Annotated in this window: 18 protein-coding genes and 1 pseudogene; 9 read left to right on the plus strand and 10 right to left on the minus strand. The window is 70.6% G+C overall.

Annotation, left to right across the window (positions count from 1 at the left end):
• Positions 1–57: 57 nt before the first annotated feature.
• Positions 58–984 carry a metallophosphoesterase gene (locus tag GRC12_RS27715; protein WP_208782103.1) on the minus strand — a complete coding sequence of 309 codons (927 nt, stop codon included), beginning with the start codon at positions 982–984 and terminating at the stop codon, positions 58–60.
• Positions 985–1,127: 143 nt separating this feature from the next.
• Between GRC12_RS27715 and GRC12_RS27720 the strand changes: the two genes are divergently transcribed.
• Positions 1,128–1,592 carry a GatB/YqeY domain-containing protein gene (locus tag GRC12_RS27720; protein WP_208782104.1) on the plus strand — a complete coding sequence of 155 codons (465 nt, stop codon included), beginning with the start codon at positions 1,128–1,130 and terminating at the stop codon, positions 1,590–1,592.
• A 165-nt stretch (positions 1,593–1,757) separates the two neighbouring features.
• Here the strand turns inward: GRC12_RS27720 and GRC12_RS27725 are convergent, their stop codons facing one another.
• Positions 1,758–4,037, minus strand: a complete 2,280-nt coding sequence (locus tag GRC12_RS27725; protein ID WP_208782105.1) for a transglycosylase domain-containing protein — start codon at positions 4,035–4,037, stop codon at positions 1,758–1,760.
• A 408-nt stretch (positions 4,038–4,445) separates the two neighbouring features.
• Here GRC12_RS27725 and wblA point away from each other — a divergent pair, with 408 nt between their 5' ends.
• On the plus strand, positions 4,446–4,784 hold the full coding sequence (wblA, locus tag GRC12_RS27730) for a transcriptional regulator WblA (protein ID WP_058924101.1): 339 nt from the start codon (positions 4,446–4,448) through the stop codon (positions 4,782–4,784).
• Between the two features lie 14 nt (positions 4,785–4,798).
• On the opposite strand, the gene GRC12_RS27735 is transcribed toward wblA, so the two are convergent.
• Both GRC12_RS27735 and GRC12_RS27740 read right to left on the minus strand, forming a co-directional pair.
• Positions 4,799–6,184 carry an ArsA family ATPase gene (locus tag GRC12_RS27735; protein WP_208782106.1) on the minus strand — a complete coding sequence of 462 codons (1,386 nt, stop codon included), beginning with the start codon at positions 6,182–6,184 and terminating at the stop codon, positions 4,799–4,801.
• A gap of 371 nt (positions 6,185–6,555) precedes the next feature.
• A complete protein-coding gene (locus GRC12_RS27740; protein ID WP_133044219.1) occupies positions 6,556–7,533 on the minus strand; it encodes an ArsA family ATPase in 978 nt (325 codons plus the stop codon).
• A gap of 72 nt (positions 7,534–7,605) precedes the next feature.
• Here GRC12_RS27740 and GRC12_RS27745 point away from each other — a divergent pair, with 72 nt between their 5' ends.
• The 4 genes from GRC12_RS27745 to GRC12_RS27760 all read left to right on the plus strand — a co-directional run bounded on the left by GRC12_RS27745 (position 7,606) and on the right by GRC12_RS27760 (position 9,986).
• Positions 7,606–7,764: a DUF4177 domain-containing protein gene (locus tag GRC12_RS27745; RefSeq protein ID WP_003991873.1), complete on the plus strand. Its 159-nt coding sequence runs from the start codon at positions 7,606–7,608 to the stop codon at positions 7,762–7,764.
• On the plus strand, positions 7,764–8,228 hold the full coding sequence (locus GRC12_RS27750) for a RidA family protein (RefSeq protein ID WP_208782107.1): 465 nt from the start codon (positions 7,764–7,766) through the stop codon (positions 8,226–8,228). Before GRC12_RS27745 ends, GRC12_RS27750 begins: the two co-directional genes overlap by 1 nt.
• Before the next feature lie 61 nt (positions 8,229–8,289).
• Positions 8,290–9,159: an NUDIX hydrolase gene (locus tag GRC12_RS27755; protein ID WP_208782108.1), complete on the plus strand. Its 870-nt coding sequence runs from the start codon at positions 8,290–8,292 to the stop codon at positions 9,157–9,159.
• Positions 9,156–9,986: an MBL fold metallo-hydrolase gene (locus GRC12_RS27760; RefSeq protein ID WP_208782109.1), complete on the plus strand. Its 831-nt coding sequence runs from the start codon at positions 9,156–9,158 to the stop codon at positions 9,984–9,986. The genes GRC12_RS27755 and GRC12_RS27760 overlap by 4 nt, the downstream gene beginning before the upstream one ends.
• A 54-nt stretch (positions 9,987–10,040) precedes the next feature.
• On the opposite strand, the pseudogene GRC12_RS27765 reads toward GRC12_RS27760, so the two are convergent.
• Positions 10,041–10,858, minus strand: a pseudogene (locus tag GRC12_RS27765) (nucleotidyltransferase domain-containing protein).
• Positions 10,859–10,894: 36 nt separating this feature from the next.
• Positions 10,895–11,569: a Crp/Fnr family transcriptional regulator gene (locus GRC12_RS27770; protein WP_058924095.1), complete on the minus strand. Its 675-nt coding sequence runs from the start codon at positions 11,567–11,569 to the stop codon at positions 10,895–10,897.
• Between the two features lie 336 nt (positions 11,570–11,905).
• Here GRC12_RS27770 and nth point away from each other — a divergent pair, with 336 nt between their 5' ends.
• From nth to GRC12_RS27785, 3 genes are all read left to right on the plus strand, one after another.
• Positions 11,906–12,844 carry an endonuclease III gene (gene nth, locus GRC12_RS27775; RefSeq protein ID WP_208782110.1) on the plus strand — a complete coding sequence of 313 codons (939 nt, stop codon included), beginning with the start codon at positions 11,906–11,908 and terminating at the stop codon, positions 12,842–12,844.
• A 402-nt stretch (positions 12,845–13,246) separates the two neighbouring features.
• Positions 13,247–13,942: an NUDIX hydrolase gene (locus GRC12_RS27780; RefSeq protein WP_208782111.1), complete on the plus strand. Its 696-nt coding sequence runs from the start codon at positions 13,247–13,249 to the stop codon at positions 13,940–13,942.
• 96 nt (positions 13,943–14,038) lie between these two features.
• Positions 14,039–15,238 (plus strand): MarP family serine protease, encoded by a 1,200-nt coding sequence (locus GRC12_RS27785; RefSeq protein ID WP_208782112.1) that lies wholly within the window; start codon positions 14,039–14,041, stop codon positions 15,236–15,238.
• Positions 15,239–15,265: 27 nt separating this feature from the next.
• On the opposite strand, the gene GRC12_RS45850 is transcribed toward GRC12_RS27785, so the two are convergent.
• The 4 genes from GRC12_RS45850 to nhaA all read right to left on the minus strand — a co-directional run.
• A complete protein-coding gene (locus tag GRC12_RS45850; protein ID WP_244373862.1) occupies positions 15,266–15,448 on the minus strand; it encodes a hypothetical protein in 183 nt (60 codons plus the stop codon).
• Positions 15,449–15,575: 127 nt separating this feature from the next.
• Entirely contained in the window at positions 15,576–16,529 is a 954-nt protein-coding gene (locus tag GRC12_RS27790; protein WP_208782113.1) for an alpha/beta fold hydrolase, read from the minus strand.
• Entirely contained in the window at positions 16,526–17,041 is a 516-nt protein-coding gene (locus GRC12_RS27795) for a phage holin family protein (protein WP_208782114.1), read from the minus strand. Before GRC12_RS27795 ends, GRC12_RS27790 begins: the two co-directional genes overlap by 4 nt.
• A 77-nt stretch (positions 17,042–17,118) precedes the next feature.
• Positions 17,119–18,539 (minus strand): Na+/H+ antiporter NhaA (nhaA, locus tag GRC12_RS27800; RefSeq protein ID WP_208782115.1); only part of this gene is annotated, 1,421 nt, incomplete at its 5' end.

Below are 18,539 nucleotides of genomic sequence, written 5' to 3' on the forward strand. Positions count from 1 at the left end.
GTCCCGCCTACCGTCCGGTCCCGCCTACGGCCCGTCCCGCCCACGGCCCGACCCCGTCTACTCCCGGCCCACCAACGTCAGCAACGTCACCTCCGGTGGGCACGCGAACCGTACCGGTGTGTAGCGGTTCGTGCCGCAGCCCGCCGAGACGTGCAGGTAGGACGTACGGCCCTCCGCCCGGTGCGAGGAGAGACCCTTCACCCGGTCCGCGTCCAGGTCGCAGTTGGTGACCAGGGCGCCGTAGAAGGGGATGCAGAGCTGCCCGCCGTGGGTGTGGCCGGCCAGGATCAGCGGGTACGAGTCCGCCGTGAAGGCGTCCAGGACGCGCAGGTACGGCGCGTGGACGACGCCCATCGAGAAGTCCGCCGAGCGTGAGGGGCCGCCGGCCACCTGGACGTAGCGGTCGCGCTTGATGTGCGGGTCGTCCAGACCCGTCAGCTCGACCGAGACGCCCTCGATCTTCAGCTGGCCGCGCGTGTTGGTGAGGTTCAGCCAGCCCGCCGCGTCGAAACCGTCCCGCAGGTCCTCCCACGGGTTGTGGATCGCGCCGACGACCGGCGGGTTGCCGTTCAGACCGTGCCGGCCCTGCACCTTCTCCAGCAGATAGCGGGCGGGGTTGCGGGGCCTGGGGCCGTAGTAGTCGTTGGAGCCGAAGACATAGGCGCCGGGGAACTCCATCAGCGGGCCCAGCGCGTCCAGGACCTCCGGCACGGCCTCCGGGTCGGACAGGTTGTCACCCGTGTTGATCACGAAGTCGGGGCGCAGGCCGGCCAGCGAGCGCAGCCAGCGCTGCTTCTTGCGCTGGCCGCCGACCATGTGGATGTCGGAGACCTGCAGGACGCGCAGGGGGCGCATGCCGGACGGCAGGACGGGCACCGTCACCCTTCGCAGGCGGAAGGAGCGGGCCTCGAACCCCGCCGCGTAGGCCACACCGGCGGCGCCCGCCGCCGCGATCCCCAGAGGTACTCCGTATCGAGCGCGCATACCTCCATCGTGACAGACCCGGCACGGCACCCGAGCCACCCCGGTCCGTGACCGCAGGATCCTCACCGCCCTTTAAATGACAGGGCGTCGGGCCGTCCAAATGGGCGGGCGTCGGGGTGTCGGTACCTGCGACAATCAAACCCATGACCACGCTCAAGTCGAAGCTGCAGGAAGACCTCACGGCCGCGATCAGGGAGCACGACGAGCTCCGCTCCTCGACGCTCCGGCTGACGCTCGCCGCGATCACCAAGGAGGAGGTCGCGGGCAAGCAGAAGCGCGAACTCTCCGACGACGAGGTGCAGAAGGTGATCACCCGCGAGGCGAAGAAGCGCCGGGAGGCGGCCGAGGCCTTCGCGCAGGGTGGCCGCGCCGAGTCCGCCGAGCGGGAGAAGGCGGAGGGCGAGGTCCTCGCCGCGTACCTGCCGAAGCAGCTCAGCGACGAGGAGCTGAACACCATCGTCGCCCAGGCCGTCGAGGAGGCGAAGGCGGCCGGCGCCGAGGGTCCGCGTGCCATGGGCGCCGTCATGAAGATCGTCAACCCGAAGGTCGCGGGCCTGGCCGAGGGCGGCCGGGTCGCCGCGGCGGTGAAGCGCCTCCTGGCCGACTGACCGCGACCGCGGCACGCGGCACGCGGCACGCGGCACGCAGCACGCGCACGCGACACGACGAAACGGCCCCTGATCGTCGTACCGGAGAAGTCCGGTTACGACGATCAGGGGCCGTCGGCGTTTTCAGGCGCCGGTGTCAGCCGATGCCAGCCGACGTCAGCTGTGTCAGCCCCGTCGCCCGCCATTTCCGTTTCCGTTGCTCTGGCCCTGGAAGAGGTTGTCCGGGAAGGAGAACGTCGGCGTCGGGAAGGTGTTGCCGCCGTTGTCGCCGCCCGAGTCCTGGCCGCCGTTGGTCAGGCCGGCGATGAGCCCGCCGTTGTCGTTGCCGCCGTTCTTCCCGTCGCCGTTGCCGTTTCCCTTGTCCTTGCCCTTGTCGGGGTTGGGGATGTAGACGAGGTGGAACTGCTCCACCGGCTTGCCGTCCAGCGCGCCGTCCATCATGTCGCGCCAGATCGGGCCGGGGACCTGGCCGCCGTAGACCTTCTCGTTCCAGACGCCGCCGATGCTGATGTTCTTCATCTGGCGCTCGTGGGCCGGGTCGCCGACCCAGACCGCGCCCGCCATGTTCGGGGTGAAGCCGACGAACCAGGCCGCGTAGCGGTTGTCCGTGGTACCGGTCTTGCCCGCGCTCGGGCGGCTGTCGAGGCCGGCCGCCTTACCGGTGCCGTCCTCGACCACGCCCTTCAGCAGCGTCGTCACGGTGTCGGCGGTCTTCTCCGACATCGCGCGCGAGCAGGTCGACTTCGGCACCTCCAGCGACTTCTTCTGGGTGCCCACGGTCTGGGTGATCGACTCGATCGCGACCGGGGTGCAGTACATGCCGCGCGCGGCGAAGGTGGCGTAGGCGTTCGCCATCGTCAGCGGCGACATCTCCTGCGTGCCGAGCGCGATCGACGGGGCCTGCTGGATCTTCTTGCCGTCGGCCCGCTCCACGCCCATCTTCTGCGCCATCGTCGTCACCGGGCAGATGCCGATGTCGCTGATCAGCTGCACGTAGTAGGTGTTGACCGACTTGGCGGTCGCCTCCTTCATGGAGTACGGGCCGTGCTCGTCGGGGTTCTCGTTGGTGAGCTTGACGCCCTTCTCGTCCCAGGTCCTGCCGTCGCAGGCGGAGACGGGGGCCGGGTAGTCCATCTCGTACGGCGAGGAGTACTCCTGCGTCGCCGGCGTACCGCCCTCGATGGCGGCCGCGGCCACGATCGGCTTGAACGTCGAACCGGGCTGATAGCCCGCGCCGCCGCCCATGTCCTTGTCCACGGACAGGTTGATCGAGGTCTCGTGGTCCTTGATGTTGATGCCGTACGGCCGTGACTGGCCCATCGCCAGGATCTTGCCGGTGCCGGGCTCCACGATGGTCGCGGCGGTGGCGACCTGGTCGCTCTTGTAGACGTGCTCCTTGATGGAGCGCTGGACGGATTTCTGGGACTGCGGGTCCAGCGTCGTGCGGATCGTCAGACCGCCCTGGTTCCAGACCTTGGCCCGGGCCTCCCGGGTCTTGCCGAACATCGGGTTGGTCAGGAAGACCTCGCGCACGTAGTCGCAGAAGAAGCCCGCCCCCTTGACGGCGGTGATGCAGCCGTTCTTGGGCTTGCTGGGGTCGAGGCCCAGCGGCGTCTTCTTGGCCGCGTTGGCCTCCGCCTGCGAGATGTCGCCCATGTCGGCCATGCGCTGGAGTACGACGTTGCGGCGCAGGGTGGCCTCCGTCGCGTCGTTGACCGGGTCGTACCGGGTCGGCGACTGGACGATGCCAGCCAGCAGCGCGGCCTGCTGGAGGTTGAGGTCCTTGGCGTGCTTGGAGAAGTAGCGCTGGGAGGCGGCCTCGACGCCGTAGGCCTGCTCACCGAAGAACGTGATGTTCAGGTAGTTCTCGAGGATCTTCTTCTTGCCGAGCTCCTCCTCCACCTGGATCGCGTACTTCAGCTCCTTGATCTTGCGGCCGAGGGTCTGCTGGGTGGCCTCGGCGACCTTGGTGGGGTCGTCGCCGGCCTCCTCCACGAAGACGTTCTTCACGTACTGCTGGGTGAGCGTGGAGGCGCCCTGGGCGACCCCGCTGCTCTGCACGTTCTTGTTGAGGGCGCGCAGGACGCCCTTCAGGTCGACCGCGCCGTGCTGGTAGTAGCGCGAGTCCTCGATCGCGACGATCGCCTTCTGCATGTACGGCGAGATGTCCTTGAGCTGGACCACCGTACGGTCGCGTGAGTACACGGTGGCGATCTGGCCGCCGTCGGCGTCGAGGATGGTGGTGCGCTGGCTGAGTGGGGGCGTCTTCAGGTTGGCCGGGAGCTCGTCGAAGCTCTCCACCGATCCCTTGGCCGCCAGGCCCAGCGCGCCCACGGCGGGCAGCGCGATGCCGGCCATGACGGCTCCCGCGAGCACACTGACACCGAGGAACTTGGCGGCCTGCTGCGTTGGGGACAGGCCACCGCCCGAGCGCTTCTTTGGCATGAGGGCAGCCTACGTTCTCAATCGCCGGACACACGTATATGCCTTGGCCTAAGCTGCTCTCAACTGTCACAGCAGTAGGGCCACGTATCAATACGTCCGGCGACCCCGAATCGTTCCGGAGGTTCCCCGACTTTTTTGGTGGGGGCGTGTCCGAATCCGCCTTGTGTGTCGGGCGGTGTCCGTTGTGACTCCATGGAACTGTCCCGTTTCGCCGGGAAAGTCACGTATGTCACCAGCTCACTCCCCCGGGTGATCTGCCGCTTACCCATAGTCCGTTCGGGCCATTCAAGATTGGGCCCGAAGGGGGTGTTGCGCTGTGCCCGCCTTCCGTAACGTCCTCAACTGGCGGCGGTGAATATGCCGCTGCCGCCGTGGGGGAGCCTCGATTCGGGAGAGGACGGCGCCGGTATGGGCTGGGTAACCGACTGGAGTGCGCAGGCCGCCTGCCGCACTACCGATCCGGATGAACTGTTCGTTCAGGGAGCAGCGCAGAACAGGGCCAAGGCGGTGTGCACCGGATGCCCGGTACGCACCGAATGCCTGGCCGACGCGCTGGACAACCGCGTCGAGTTCGGCGTGTGGGGAGGCATGACGGAGCGGGAGCGCCGCGCGCTGTTGCGCAGGCGGCCCACCGTGACCTCCTGGCGCCGGCTGCTCGAGACGGCACGTGTGGAGTACGAGCGGGGCGTGGGCATCCTGCCGCTCGACGACGACGAGGTGTACGAGAACTACGCGGCGGTGAGCTGAGGGCACCCCCCGGTTCAGTCGACCGCGGTCTCGGGCAGCTCCGGCCGGTTGGCCGCGAGCCGGTCACCGATGTCCCTGAGGCCCGCGAGGTCGTGCACATCGCCGGGCAGCGCGGCCACTTCGGCCACCGCCACCTCGGGGTGGAGCGCGGTGAAACGGTCGCGCGTGCGCTGCTCGCGGGAGAGCAGTTGCATACGTTCGGCGTGCAGCCTCAGCAGGCCCGCGGTGAGCCGCTCGACGCCCTGGGTGACCTCGGCGCCCTCGTCCTCCTGGTCCGGACCGGGGGAGTTGGTCCTGGACACGGGAGGGTCGGCGGGCCGGGTCGCCCCGGACGCGGAGGGCCCGGATGCGGGAGATTCTGAACTGCCGTACGTGTCGGGAGAGTTACGAAGTCCAGCTTTCCCGCCGTCCTGATCGACAATGCGGGACTCCACAAGATTTTCCGCGGCGCCGAGTGCGCGCTCGGCCGACAGCCGGTCGGCGCCGCTGCCGTGGACCCGGTTGAGCACCAGTCCGGCCAGCGGCATGTCCTCTGCCGCCAGCCGCTCCACGAAGTACGCGGCCTCGCGCAGCGCGTCGCGCTCCGGGGCCGCTACCACCAGGAACGCCGTCCCGGGCGCCTGCAGCAGCTTGTACGTGGCGTCGGCGCGGGTGCGGAACCCGCCGAAGGTCGTGTCCATCGCCGCGACGAACGTCTGGACGTCCTTGAGGAGCTGACCGCCCAGCAGCTTGCCGAGCGTGCCGGTCATCATCGACATCCCGACGTTCAGGAACTTCATCCCCGCGCGCCCGCCCAGCTTGGCCGGCGCGGTCAGCAGCCGGATCAGCCGGCCGTCGAGGAACGACCCGAGCCGCTTGGGCGCGTCCAGGAAGTCCAGCGCCGAGCGGGAGGGCGGGGTGTCGACGACGATCAGGTCCCACTCGTCCCGGGCCCGCAACTGCCCCAGCTTCTCCATCGCCATGTACTCCTGCGTGCCGGCGAAGCCCGCGGACAGCGACTGGTAGAAGGGGTTCGACAGGATCGTGGCCGCGCGCTCGGGGTCCGCGTGCGCCTCGACGATCTCGTCGAAGGTGCGCTTCATGTCGAGCATCATCGCGTGCAGTTCGCCGTCGCCCTCGACGCCCTTCACGCGGCGTGGCGTGTTGTCCAGCGAGTCGATGCCCATGGACTGGGCGAGCCTGCGCGCCGGGTCGATGGTCAGCACGACCACCTTGCGTCCGCGCTCGGCGGCCCTGAGGCCGAGTGCCGCCGCGGTCGTGGTCTTGCCGACCCCGCCCGAGCCGCAGCACACCACGATCCGCGTCGCCGGGTCGTCCAGCAACGGGTCGACGTCGAGCACCCGCGCGGGGGAGAGGCCGTGTCGGACGCTCTCCTGGGCGCTTGCCGAATCCGGACTCATGACATCCCCTGCTTCCGACTTGTGCCCGGGTTCATGACGGGCCCTGCTTCCGACCTGTGGCCTCGTTCATGACGGGCCCTGCTTCCGACCTGTGGCCCGGCTCATGACGGGCCCTGCTTGCGATACGTGCCGCGGTTCATGACGGGCCCCGCTTCCGATACGTGCCGCGGTCCATGACCGGTCCTGCGCCTGACCTGGGGCCGCCTTCGACTGGGTCCGCCTTCGACTGGGCCCGCCGTCGACTGGGCCCGCTTTCGACCTGGGCCCGTGCCCGCTTTCGGCCTGTGCCCCGCCTTCGACCTGCGCCCGCCTTCGACCTCTGCCAGGCCCATGACGGACCCCGCTTCCCACTCGTGCTGCCGTGCCGCCGGTCATGACAGGTTCTGCTTCCGCAGCTCCCTGGCCAGCTCGTACAGGCCCGCCAGGTCCATGCCCTCGGCGAGCAGCGGCAGTTCGTGCAGCGGCAGGCCCAGTTCGGTGAGGACCGCGCGCTGTTCGTGCTCCAGCGCGTACCGCTCGGCGTACTCCTCCGCCTGCCGCAGCAGCGGGTCGACCAGTTTCTCGGCGTTCCCGCCGCGCCGCGCCCCGCCGAGACCCGCCGCCGACAGCGCCTTCGCGACGGAGGAACGCGGCACGCTGCGGACGAGTTCCAGGTCCGTGCCGTCCAACACCTCCGGGCGCACCATGTTGACGATGATCCGGCCCACCGGCAGCTTCGCGGCGCGCAGTTCGGCGATCCCGTCCGCGGTCTCCTGGACGGGCATCTCCTCCAGCAGCGTCACCAGGTGCACGGCCGTCTCCGGCGACTTCAGCACCCGCATCACGGCCTGCGCCTGATTGTGTATCGGCCCTATCTTCGCCAGGCCCGCCACCTCGTCGTTGACGTTCAGGAAGCGGGTGATGCGGCCGGTGGGGGGCGCGTCCATGACGACGTAGTCGTAGGTGAAGCGCCCGCTCTTCTCCTTGCGCCGCACCGCCTCGCACGCCTTGCCGGTCAGGAGCACGTCCCTGAGGCCCGGGGCGATGGTGGTGGCGAAGTCGATCGCGCCGAGCTTCTTCAGCGCTCTGCCGGCACCCCCGAGCTTGTAGAACATCTGGAGGTAGTCCAGAAGGGCCAGTTCGGGATCGATGGCGAGGGCGTACACCTCCCCGCCCCCGGGAGCGACGGCGATCTTCCGCTCCTCATAGGGCAGCGCTTCCGTCTCGAAGAGCTGCGCGATGCCCTGGCGCCCCTCGACCTCGACGAGAAGCGTCCGCTTCCCCTCGGTCGCGAGGGCCAGCGCGAGAGCGGCGGCGACCGTGGTCTTTCCGGTCCCGCCCTTGCCGCTGACGACCTGGAGCCTGCTCACGTCTTCGAGCCTAACCAGTACGCCCGCGACCTACGCGGCGGCCTGTGGATAACAGCGGATACAGTCAGCCACATGACCAAGTGGGAATACGCAACCGTGCCGCTGCTCGTCCACGCCACGAAGCAGATCCTGGACACCTGGGGCGAGGACGGCTGGGAGCTCGTCCAGGTCGTGCCCGGGCCCAACAACCCCGAGCAGCTGGTGGCCTACCTGAAGCGGGAGAAGCAGTGATGGGCGCGGTCGAGGAGAGGCTCGCCGAACTGGGCCTGACGCTTCCCGAGGTCGTACCGCCGCTGGCCGCGTACCAGCCGGCCGTCCGGTCGGGCGTGTACGTCTACACCGCCGGCCAGCTGCCAATGGTCGAGGGCAAGCTTCCCGTCACCGGCAAGGTCGGCGCCGAGGTCACGGCGGAGGAGGCCAAGGACCTGGCCCGCACCTGCGCCCTGAACGCCCTGGCGGCGGTCAAGTCCGTCACCGGCGACCTGGACCGGATCGCGCGCGTGGTCAAGGTCGTCGGCTTCGTCGCCTCGGCCGCGGACTTCACCGGCCAGCCCGGTGTGGTCAACGGCGCGAGCGAACTGCTCGGCGAGGTCCTCGGCGACAAGGGCGTGCACGCGCGCAGCGCGGTCGGCGTTGCGGTACTGCCGCTGGACGCGCCGGTGGAGGTCGAGATCCAGGTCGAGCTCGTGCCGTAACGGCCGCTCTGACCTCGGGGGACCTCTCGAACATTCGCGCACCACGGGATAGCCTCCGCCCATGGCGAATGGGCAGTGGTTTCCGCAGGACTGGCCGGAACGCATCCGGGCGCTCGCCGAGGGCACCCTCACTCCGGTCGTCCCGAAGCGTGCGGCGACCGTCATGCTCCTGAAGGACACCGACGGCGGTCCCGTCGTCCACATGCTGCGCAGACGCGCCTCCATGGCCTTCGCCGGAGGCGCGTACGCGTATCCGGGCGGTGGCGTCGACCCCCGGGACGACGAGCGCCAGATCCGCTGGGCGGGCCCCACGCGCGCGTGGTGGGCGGACCGGCTCGGCGTCGACGAGGCGACCGCGCAGGCGATCGTCTGCGCGGCCGTGCGGGAGACCTACGAGGAGGCGGGCGTCCTGCTCGCCGGGCCGTCCGCGGACTCCGTGGTCGGCGACACCACGGGCGAGGACTGGGAGGCCGACCGTGCGGCCCTGGTCGCCCGCGACTTCTCCTTCGCCGAGTTCCTGGACCGTCGTGGCCTCGTCCTGCGCTCGGACCTGCTGGGCGCCTGGACGCGCTGGATCACCCCCGAGTTCGAGACCCGCCGCTACGACACCTGGTTCTTCGTCGCCGCCCTGCCGCACGGCCAGCGCACCCGCAACGCCTCCACGGAGGCCGACCGGACGGTGTGGATCCGGCCTCCGGAGGCCGCCGAGGGCTACGACAAGGGTGAGCTACTGATGATGCCGCCCACCATCGCGACCCTGCGCCAGCTGGCCCCGTACGCCACGGCCGCCGAGGCCCTCGCGGCGGCCCCGGACCGTGACATGACCGCCGTACTGGCGCAGGCCCGGCTGGCCGACGGCGAGATCGTGCTGTCCTGGCCGGGCCACGACGAGTTCACCAAGCACGTCCCGACCGGTGGAGCCCCCGCATGACCGACACAGCAGCCCTCCCCGGCCGGCCCCGCGGCGGGGTCTCCTCCGGGCCCGCCACCGCGCGGGCGGTGAACGTGCTGGCGCCCAACGCCTCGCCGATGACCCTGGACGGCACGAACACCTGGATCCTCGCCGAGCCCGACTCCGAGCTGGCGGTGGTCGTCGATCCCGGTCCGCTGGACGAGGGCCATCTGCGCGCGGTCGTCGACACCGCCGAGAAGGCCGGCCGGCGCGTCGCGCTGACCCTGCTGACCCACGGCCACCCGGACCACGCCGAGGGCGCCGCGCGCTTCGCCGAGCTCACCGGCACGAAGGTACGGGCCCTGGACCCGGCGCTGCGGCTGGGCGACGAGGGGCTTGGCGCGGGGGACGCGGTCACCGTCGGCGGTCTGGAGCTGAGGGTCGTACCGACGCCCGGGCACACCTCGGACTCGCTGTGCTTCCATCTCCCGGCCGATCAGGCGGTCCTGACCGGGGACACCGTCCTGGGCCGCGGCACGACGGTCGTGGCGCACCCCGACGGCCGTCTCGGCGACTACCTGGACTCACTGCGCCGGCTGCGCTCCCTGACGGTCGACGACGGCGTCCACACGGTCCTCCCCGGTCACGGCCCCGTCCTGGAGGACGCGCAGGGCGCCGTCGAGTTCTACCTAGCCCACCGTGCCCACCGCCTCGCCCAGGTCGAGACGGCCGTCGAGGACGGCTACAGCACCCCGTCCGAGGTCGTCGCCCACGTCTACGCCGACGTCGACCGCTCCCTGTGGCCGGCGGCGGAGCTGTCGGTGCGCGCCCAGCTGGACTACCTGGAGGAGCACGGCCTCATCTAGGGCAGGTCCAGGTCAGATCCAAGTCTGTCAGATCTAGCTCCTGTCGACAGGACCTCAGGGCCGGGGAGTCTTCACGCCGTGCACGCGCGCGTACTCGTCGGCGAGCCACGGTCCGAGGTCGCCGACGTACGAGCGCAGCACGGCCGGATCCCCGGTCGGCTCGAGGCCGAGCAGCGCCGCCGCGCGCATCTGCTCGGCTCGCTCGGGGTAGTACGCGGCGAAAGCCTCCGCCATCTCCGTCAGATCGCTGGTCCAGCCGCCCCAGCGGGGCATGACGAGGGTGAACCCGTGCGCACGAGATGCCGGGACATGAACCGCACGAGGGGCCTGCGGGCCGCATCCGTGTCGTCGGCGTCCGCGATCCGCCGCCGCCAGCGGGGCAGCAGCTGGGCGAGGTCGCCGTTGGTCTCCCGGGCGAGCAGGGAGTCGGGCCGGTAGCGCGGCAGGTACTCGGCGAGATCCTCCCCGAGCAGCGGGGTGCACATACGGGCCACGAACCACCCCAGGTCGTACGTCTCCGCCGCGCTCAGCAGCCGCGCCCGGCCGTACAGCAGCGTGCCGACGCCGTCGATCTGCGGGAACTCCTTGTCGAGCGCTTCGCCCAGCGCCCGTACGGCGTCGCGGTCCGCGTCGGCCGGCTCCTCCCGCAGGGCCACCAGGAGGTCCAGGTCGCTGCGTCCCACGCGCGCGGTGCCGCGCGGAACCGACCCGTAGAGGTACGCGCTGTGCAGCCGCGCCCCGAACAGGTCCAGCAGTCTGTCACGCGCGGCGGCGACGACGGGGCGGAAGGCGTGCGGGACGCGCCCGAGGGAGCCCTCGCGCTCGATGTAGCCCTGGGGATCGAGGCCCTTGGAGAGCACGTTGTCGGACATGGCTCCACTACATCAGCCGGAGCTCCCTCAGGAGCGTCAGCGAGACCGCTTGGCGAGCCTCTCCACGTCCAGGAGGATCACCGCGCGCGCCTCCAGGCGCAGCCACCCGCGCTGGGCGAAGTCCGCCAGCGCCTTGTTGACCGTCTCGCGCGAGGCGCCGACCAGCTGGGCCAGTTCCTCCTGCGTGAGGTCGTGGACCACGTGGATGCCCTCCTCGGACTGCACGCCGAAGCGGCGCGAGAGGTCCAGCAGGGCGCGCGCCACACGGCCCGGGACGTCCGAGAAGACCAGGTCGGACATCTGGTCGTTGGTCTTGCGCAGCCGCCGCGCGACGGCGCGCAGCAGGGCGCCGGCCACCTCGGGCCGTACGTTCAGCCAGGGCTGCAGGTCGCCGTGGCCGAGACCGAGCAGCTTGACCTCGGTCAGCGCGGTGGCCGTGGCGGTGCGCGGGCCCGGGTCGAACAGCGACAGCTCGCCGATCAGCTCGCCGGGGCCGACGACGGCGAGCATGTTCTCGCGGCCGTCGGGGGAGGTGCGGTGCAGCTTGACCTTGCCCTCGGTGACGACATAGAGCCGGTCACCGGGGTCGCCCTCGTGGAAGAGCGAGTCGCCGCGCGCGAGGGTCACCTCACTCATGGAGGCGCGGAGCTCCGCGGCCTGCTCGTCGTCGAGCGCCGCGAAGAGCGGGTTCCGCCGCAGAACGTCGTCCACGAGTTCTCTCCTTGTCGACCTGCTCAGGGGATCTTGCTCCCCCTTGGTACCAGGGGTCCGTGTTCCCCATCTTGCCGGACGGTCCAAACAGTGTGATCTGTCACAAGGATGCCGCACAGGTGTCCCGGGGTGGGCGGCAGGGGTCCAATTGGCGGCCGATCCCCTGGGTCCGGGGCGGATGTCGGTGGCGGGCTCTAGGCTGGCCGGGTGTCCAAATCGCCGGTGAGAGCACAGGCCAAGGGGGCTGGGCGGGTGGTTGTACGTCGTGATTCCGCTGTGGGCGAACAGAACTCCGGTGGCGGAAAGAAACCGGCAAAAGCGACAGAAGCAGTTCCGGTGAAGAAGGCGGCCGCGAAGAAGGCAGCGACGAAGGCAGCGAAGACGGCCGTGAAAAAGTCGTCTGTGAAGAAGGCGGCTGTGAAGAAGGCGGTGGTGGCGCCCAAGAAGGCGACCGCCGCGGTGAAGGGCGCCCCGGCCGCGAAGACCGTCGCGCCTCCGAAGGGCGAGTCGCACACCGCCCTCGTGCGCCGTGCCCGGCGGATCAACCGCGAGCTCGCCGAGGTGTACCCGTACGCCCACCCGGAGCTGGACTTCGAGAACCCCTTCCAGCTGATCGTCGCGACGGTTCTGTCGGCCCAGACCACGGACCTGCGCGTGAACCAGACGACACCGGCCCTGTTCGCCAAGTACCCGACCCCCGAGGACCTGGCCGCGGCCAACCCCGAGGAGGTCGAGGAGATCCTTCGCCCGACCGGGTTCTTCCGGGCCAAGACCAAGTCGGTGATAGGGCTGTCGAAGGGGATCGTCGAGCAGTTCGGCGGGGAGGTACCCGGGCGGCTCGAGGACCTCGTCAAGCTGCCGGGTGTGGGCCGCAAGACCGCTTTCGTGGTGCTCGGCAACGCGTTCGGGCGCCCCGGCATCACCGTGGACACGCACTTCCAGAGGCTGGTCAGGCGGTGGCAGTGGACCGCGGAGACCGACCCGGACAAGATCGAGGCCGCCGTGGGAGCGCTCTTCCCGAAGAGCGACTGGACGGACCTGTCGCACCACGTGATCTGGCACGGCCGCCGCATCTGCCACGCCCGCAAGCCCGCCTGCGGCGCCTGCCCCATCGCCCCGCTCTGCCCGGCGTACGGCGAGGGCGAGACGGACCCCGAGAAGGCGAAGAAGCTCCTGAAGTACGAGAAGGGCGGCTTCCCGGGGCAACGCCTCAATCCCCCGCAGTCCTACCTGGACGCGGGCGGCAGGCCGGCGCCCCCGCTGGGGGCCGGATGAGGGGCGCGGGGCCGGCGTTCCGGGCGTCGTGCACCGGTCGCCGGGCCGGGGGCACGACGGCGGGCGAGGGTGGTTCGGCAGGTGCCCGGGCGGTCCTGATCGTTGCGGTGATCACAGCGCCGGCGGCCCGCACCCGCCTTCGGGGCCGGCGACCGGAGACGGGCGTTTCCGCTCCCGTACGCCGGGGTGACGTTCGGGCGGCGGCGCGGATCCCGAGGGCATGCGTGAACCGGCGCCCGGCGCATCGCGGGATCGGCGACCGGGGACCGGACGGTTTCCGCGGTCAGGCCGTCGGGGACCCGGGCCCGGACCTCAGGGGTGTCCCTCGGGGTGATCTCAGGTCGTGGCAGGAACGGGCGAGGGTGTCGTGGGCGTTGGACGGGCAGGACGACGGGGGTGGCGATGACGCGCACGAGTGATACGCAGGGCGGGGCAGTGACGATCAGCAAGGAGGGGCTGCCCGACTGGCTGGACCCGGTGGTGCGGGCGGTGGAGACGGTTCAGCCGCTGCAGCTGAGCCGCTTCCTGCCCCCGGCCGACGGGGCGGGCCGGCAGTCGGCGGTGCTGGTGCTGTTCGGCGAGGGAGAGCGCGGCCCCGAGCTGCTGCTGATGGAACGGGCCAGCTCGCTGCGCTCGCACGCCGGCCAGCCCTCGTTTCCCGGCGGCGCCCTCGACCCCGAGGACGGTGACCCGAAGACCGACGGGCCGCTGCGGGCCGCTCTCCGCGAGGCCGAGGAGGAGACCGGGCTCGACCCCTCCGGCGTCCAGCTCTTCGGCGTACTGCCCAGGCTGTACATCCCGGTCAGCGGCTTCGTGGTGACCCCGGTGATGGGCTGGTGGCGCGAGCCGAGCCCCGTCGGCGTGGTCGATCCGAACGAGACGGCGCGGGTCTTCACCGTCCCCGTGGCGGATCTCACCAACCCCGACAACCGTGCGACGACCGTCCACCCCAGCGGCCACCGAGGCCCGGCATTCCTGGTCGAATCGGCCCTGGTGTGGGGCTTCACGGCGGGAATCATCGACCGCCTGCTCCACTACTCCGGCTGGGAGCGCCCCTGGGACCGCGGCAAGCAGGTCCCGCTCGACTGGCGCTCATGACAGGGTGTCTGCCGTGCTGTGTCTTCCCGGGGGACATCCCCCGGACCCCCGGCTGACCTGTGGTGACCGCGACATGACGAGGCGAGGCTCGAACCGGTGAACGTGCTGGACATCCTGTTGCTGGTCGCCGCCGTGTGGTTCGCGATCGTCGGCTACCGCCAGGGCTTCGTCGTCGGCATCCTGTCGGTGATCGGTTTCCTCGGCGGCGGTCTCGTCGCGGTCTACACGCTGCCCGTCATCTGGGACGCCCTGACCGACAACGCCGAGGTGAGCACGACCGCCGCCGTGGTCGCGGTCGTCGTCGTGATCGTCTGTGCCTCCGTCGGGCAGGCCCTGACCACCCACCTCGGCAACAAGCTGCGCCGTTACATCACCTGGTCCCCGGCCCGCGCCCTGGACGCGACCGGCGGCGCCCTGGTCAACGTCGTCGCGATGCTGCTGGTCGCGTGGCTGATCGGCTCCGCCCTCGCCGGCACGACGCTGCCCACCCTGGGCAAGGAGGTCCGTAACTCCAAGGTCCTCCTCGGCGTCTCCCGGGCGCTGCCCACGCAGGCGAACAGCTGGTTCGCGGACTTCTCCTCGGTCCTCGCGCAGAACGGCTTCCCGCAGGTCTTCAGCCCCTTCGCGAACGAGCCCATCACCGACGTGCAGCCGCCCGACCCGGCCCTCGCCAACAGCCCCGTCGCCGTCCGCGCCAAGCAGTCCATCGTCAAGGTCGTGGGCACCGCCCAGAGCTGCGGCAAGGTCCTCGAGGGCACCGGCTTCGTCTTCGCCGACCGCCGCGTCATGACCAACGCGCACGTGGTCGGCGGCGTCGACGAGCCCACCGTCCAGATAGGCGGCGAGGGCAGGACGTACGACGCGAAGGTCGTCCTGTACGACTGGCACCGTGACATCGCCGTACTGGACGTGCCGAACCTGAAGGCGCCCGTCCTGAAGTTCTCGCCCACGGACGCCAAGCGCGACGACGGAGCGATCATCGCGGGCTTCCCGGAGAACGGCTCGTACGACGTCCGTGCCGCCCGTGTACGGGGGCAGATCCCCGCCAACGGCCCGGACATCTACCACCGGGGCACCGTGCACCGCGACGTCTACTCGCTGTACGCGACCGTCCGCCAGGGCAACTCCGGCGGCCCGCTGCTCACCCCCCAGGGGGAGGTGTACGGCGTGGTCTTCGCGAAGTCCCTCGACGACCCCGAGACCGGATACGCGCTCACCGCGGACGAGATCCAGGAGGACATCGTCAAGGGACGTACCGCGAACCAGCAGGTGGACAGCGACAGCTGCGCCCTCTGAGGCGTCGTACGGGGTTAAGGAGAGGCGTCAGCCTCGAGGGTGACGCAGCCGTACCGAGACCCAGCGGGCCCGGCGGCGCAGAATGCGCGGGATGCCCACCCGGAGATCCGTGCCCGCCAGCTGCGGCGCACCGCCTCGTCGGTGGGAGCTCAGACCATCGGCCGAGCGGCGAGTGCGTGCTGCGTCACTGTAGTCGTGCGTCCAGCCCATACCCCGACGTGTGCCCCTGCCCCAAGGTCGATAACCGTCACCAGAGCCCCCAATTGGCCTATGCGCCGGGCAAGTGGCTGTTCGTAGGACAGGTGTTCAGATCCGGATACCGGGCGCATCGGAACGGTCACCGATCGGGTTCGGGATCCTTGAGCCAGTTGACCAGTTCCGCGGTGAAGGCCGCCGGGTCCTCCTCGTGCGGGAAGTGGCCCAGGCCGTCGAACAGGCGCCAGCGGTAGGGGGCTTCGACGTACTCGCCGGAGCCGGCCGCGCTGCGGGTGCGCATCACCGGGTCGAGGGAGCCGTGCAGATGGAGGGTCGGCACCCGCAGCGGGCGCTTCATCCGGCGGTTGAACTGGATGCCGTCCGGCCGGGCCATCGAGCGCACCATCCACCGGTACGGCTCGATCGAGCAGTGCGCCGTCGACGGGATGCACATCGCCCGGCGGTAGACGTCCAGCGCCTTGTCGTCGGGCGCCTGCGGCCCGGACCACTCCCGGATCAGCTCGGCGACGAGCGCGCCGTCGTCTGCGGTCAGCTGCCGCTCCGGGATCCACGGCCGCTGGAAGCCCCAGATGTACGAGCCTGCGCGTGTCTGGCGGACGTCCGCGAGCATCGCCGCGCGCCAGCGCCGCGGATGCGGCATCGAGGCCACCGCGAGCCGCCGTACCAGCTTGGGCCGCATCACGGCCGCCGTCCACGCCAGATACCCGCCCAGGTCGTGGCCGACCAGCGCGGCGTCCGGCTCGCCGAGGGAGCGGATCACCCCGGTGATGTCGAGCGCGAGGTTGGCCGGGTCGTAGCCGCGCGGGGTGCGGTCGCTGCCGCCGACTCCGCGCAGGTCCATGGCGACGGCCCGGTAGCCGGCGTCGGCCAGAGCGCCGAGCTGGTGCCGCCAGGTCCACCAGAACTGCGGGAAGCCGTGCAGCAGCAGCACCAGCGGCCCGTCACCGGCCTCGGCGATGTGGAAGCGGGCGCCGTTGGCGGCGACCTCACGATGGGTCACCTTCGTCCCGTCGGGGAGGGCGTCCGGTCGTACCACCGAAGCGGGTTGCGCCGAAGGCGTGGCGGGGTCCGTCATGAGGACGAGCGTGCCACAGCCTCGATGGCCGCGGGGGCGCGGTCCTCGATCGCCGGGGTCTCGGGCCGCGGGTGCGGCTTGGCCTTCTGCAGGACGCCCGCCGACTCCTTCATGGAAGCGGCCACCTTCTGCGGTCCCTTGCTCTTCTTCGCCTTCTTCGCGAAGATCACGCCGACCAGGGCGAGCAGCCCGGCGATCAGCACGTTCGCCGCGAAGGACAGCAGGAAGCACCAGCCGAGGCTCCAGCCGCCCTGTCCGTTGTGACCGCCGGTCCAGGCCTGGATGCCGTACGCCAGCGCGAAGTTGAGCATCGGCAGCGAGAACACGAGGACCGCGGCGGCCACCGTGAACGCCCCGCCGCTGGTCGCACCCTTCTTGACGTCCTGCTTGAGCTGCGCCTTGGCCAGCGCGATCTCGTCGTGCACCAGCGCCGACATCTCGGCCGTCGCCGAGGCGAACAGCTGACCGATGCTGCGTTCGGTGCCGACCGGGCTGCCGTCGGGTGCGCTCATCGCGGTCTCCCTCTTCTGCCTGACTGCTGTGGACGGATCCATGTGTACGGACGATCCGTTTGTACCGTCCCGTCAGATCATGCCGGACGGCCGTCCTCCTCGCCCGCCCCGCCCGGCACTTCGGCGGGCGCGCGTCGCTCGGCGGCCTTCTCCTCGGCGATCCGCCGGTGCTCGGCCGCCTTCCCCTCGTAGATCGCGGCCATGCGCAGGTGGTACGCCGGATCGTCCTGCTCGTAGATGTCCGGGATGCCGTCGAGATCCTCGTCCCGCTCCTCGGCCTCGCACAGCCCGCGGTACTTCGCGTTGCGGATCTTCAGCAGAACGGTCGCCAGCAGGGCCGCGATCAGGGACCCGGTGAGCACGGCGGCCTTGACCTCGTCGGTCAGCACGGCGTTGCCGTCGAAGGCCAGTTCGCCGATGAGCAGCGACACGGTGAACCCGATGCCCGCGAGCGTCGCCACCGCGAACACGTCGGCCCACTGAAGGTCCTCACTGAGCGAGGCCCTGGTGAAGCGTGCCGTCAGCCATGTCCCGCCGAAGATCCCGACCGCCTTGCCGACGACCAGCCCGAGGACCACGCCGAGCGTCTCCGGCTTGGTGAACACGTCGCCGAGCGCTCCCCCGGAGATGGCGACACCGGCGCTGAACAGCGCGAACAACGGGACGGCGAGTCCCGACGACAGGGGTCGCACCAGATGCTCGATGCGCTCGCCGGGGGAGTGCTCCTCGCCCTCGCGGCGGTGGCAGCGCAGCATGAGGCCCATCGCGACACCGGCGATGGTGGCGTGGACGCCGCTGTTGTACATCAGCGCCCAGATGACGACGGCGAGCGGCACGTACACGTACCAGCCGTGCACGCCCTTGCGTAGCAGCAGCCAGAAGACGGCCAGGCCCACGACCGCGCCGCCGAGCGCGGCGAAGTCGATGGTGCCGGTGAAGAAGACGGCGATGATCAGGATCGCGAAGAGGTCGTCGACGACGGCGAGCGTGAGCAGGAAGGCCCGCAGCGCACTCGGCAGCGACGTGCCGATGACGGCCAGGACCGCGAGCGCGAAGGCTATGTCGGTGGCCGTGGGCACCGCCCAGCCCCCGAGGGAGCCGTGACCGGTGAGGTTGGTGAGGGCGTAGACGAGCGCCGGTACGGCCATGCCGCACAGCGCCGCGACGACCGGCAGGGCGGCGGCCTTGGGGTCGCGGAGATCGCCCGCGACGAGTTCGCGCTTGAGCTCGATGCCGGCGACGAAGAAGAAGACCGCGAGAAGGCCGTCCGCGGCCCAGTGCGCGACCGAGAGGTGCAGGCCGAGGGCCGCGGGGCCGAAGTGGAAGTGGCTGACGCTCTCGTAACTGTCGTGCAGCGCCGGGATGTTGGCCCAGACCAGCGCGGTGACCGCGGCCACGAGCAGCAGCACACCACCGACCGTCTCGGTGCGCAGCGCGTCCGCGACGAAGGTGCGCTCGGGCAGCGAGAGCCGTCCGAGGACCTTGCGGGGGGTGGGGG

Origin of the sequence: Streptomyces griseorubiginosus (assembly GCF_017614965.1) — a bacterium.
In the GTDB taxonomy this organism is placed as follows: domain Bacteria; phylum Actinomycetota; class Actinomycetes; order Streptomycetales; family Streptomycetaceae; genus Streptomyces; species Streptomyces griseorubiginosus_B.

Bases quoted from the DNA above. Each gene is read 5' to 3' on its own strand.
- GRC12_RS27745 (WP_003991873.1), top strand. From the start codon at position 7,606: ATGACCAAGTGGGAATACGCAACCGTGCCGCTGCTCGTCCACGCCACG.
- GRC12_RS27725 (WP_208782105.1), bottom strand. From the start codon at position 4,037: ATGCCAAAGAAGCGCTCGGGCGGTGGCCTGTCCCCAACGCAGCAGGCC.
- GRC12_RS27795 (WP_208782114.1), bottom strand. From the start codon at position 17,041: ATGAGCGCACCCGACGGCAGCCCGGTCGGCACCGAACGCAGCATCGGT.
- GRC12_RS27755 (WP_208782108.1), top strand. From the start codon at position 8,290: ATGGCGAATGGGCAGTGGTTTCCGCAGGACTGGCCGGAACGCATCCGG.
- GRC12_RS27780 (WP_208782111.1), top strand. From the start codon at position 13,247: ATGACGCGCACGAGTGATACGCAGGGCGGGGCAGTGACGATCAGCAAG.
- wblA (WP_058924101.1), top strand. From the start codon at position 4,446: ATGGGCTGGGTAACCGACTGGAGTGCGCAGGCCGCCTGCCGCACTACC.
- GRC12_RS27735 (WP_208782106.1), bottom strand. From the start codon at position 6,184: ATGAGTCCGGATTCGGCAAGCGCCCAGGAGAGCGTCCGACACGGCCTC.
- GRC12_RS27715 (WP_208782103.1), bottom strand. From the start codon at position 984: ATGCGCGCTCGATACGGAGTACCTCTGGGGATCGCGGCGGCGGGCGCC.
- GRC12_RS27720 (WP_208782104.1), top strand. From the start codon at position 1,128: ATGACCACGCTCAAGTCGAAGCTGCAGGAAGACCTCACGGCCGCGATC.
- GRC12_RS27750 (WP_208782107.1), top strand. From the start codon at position 7,764: ATGGGCGCGGTCGAGGAGAGGCTCGCCGAACTGGGCCTGACGCTTCCC.
- GRC12_RS45850 (WP_244373862.1), bottom strand. From the start codon at position 15,448: ATGGGCTGGACGCACGACTACAGTGACGCAGCACGCACTCGCCGCTCG.
- GRC12_RS27790 (WP_208782113.1), bottom strand. From the start codon at position 16,529: ATGACGGACCCCGCCACGCCTTCGGCGCAACCCGCTTCGGTGGTACGA.
- GRC12_RS27760 (WP_208782109.1), top strand. From the start codon at position 9,156: ATGACCGACACAGCAGCCCTCCCCGGCCGGCCCCGCGGCGGGGTCTCC.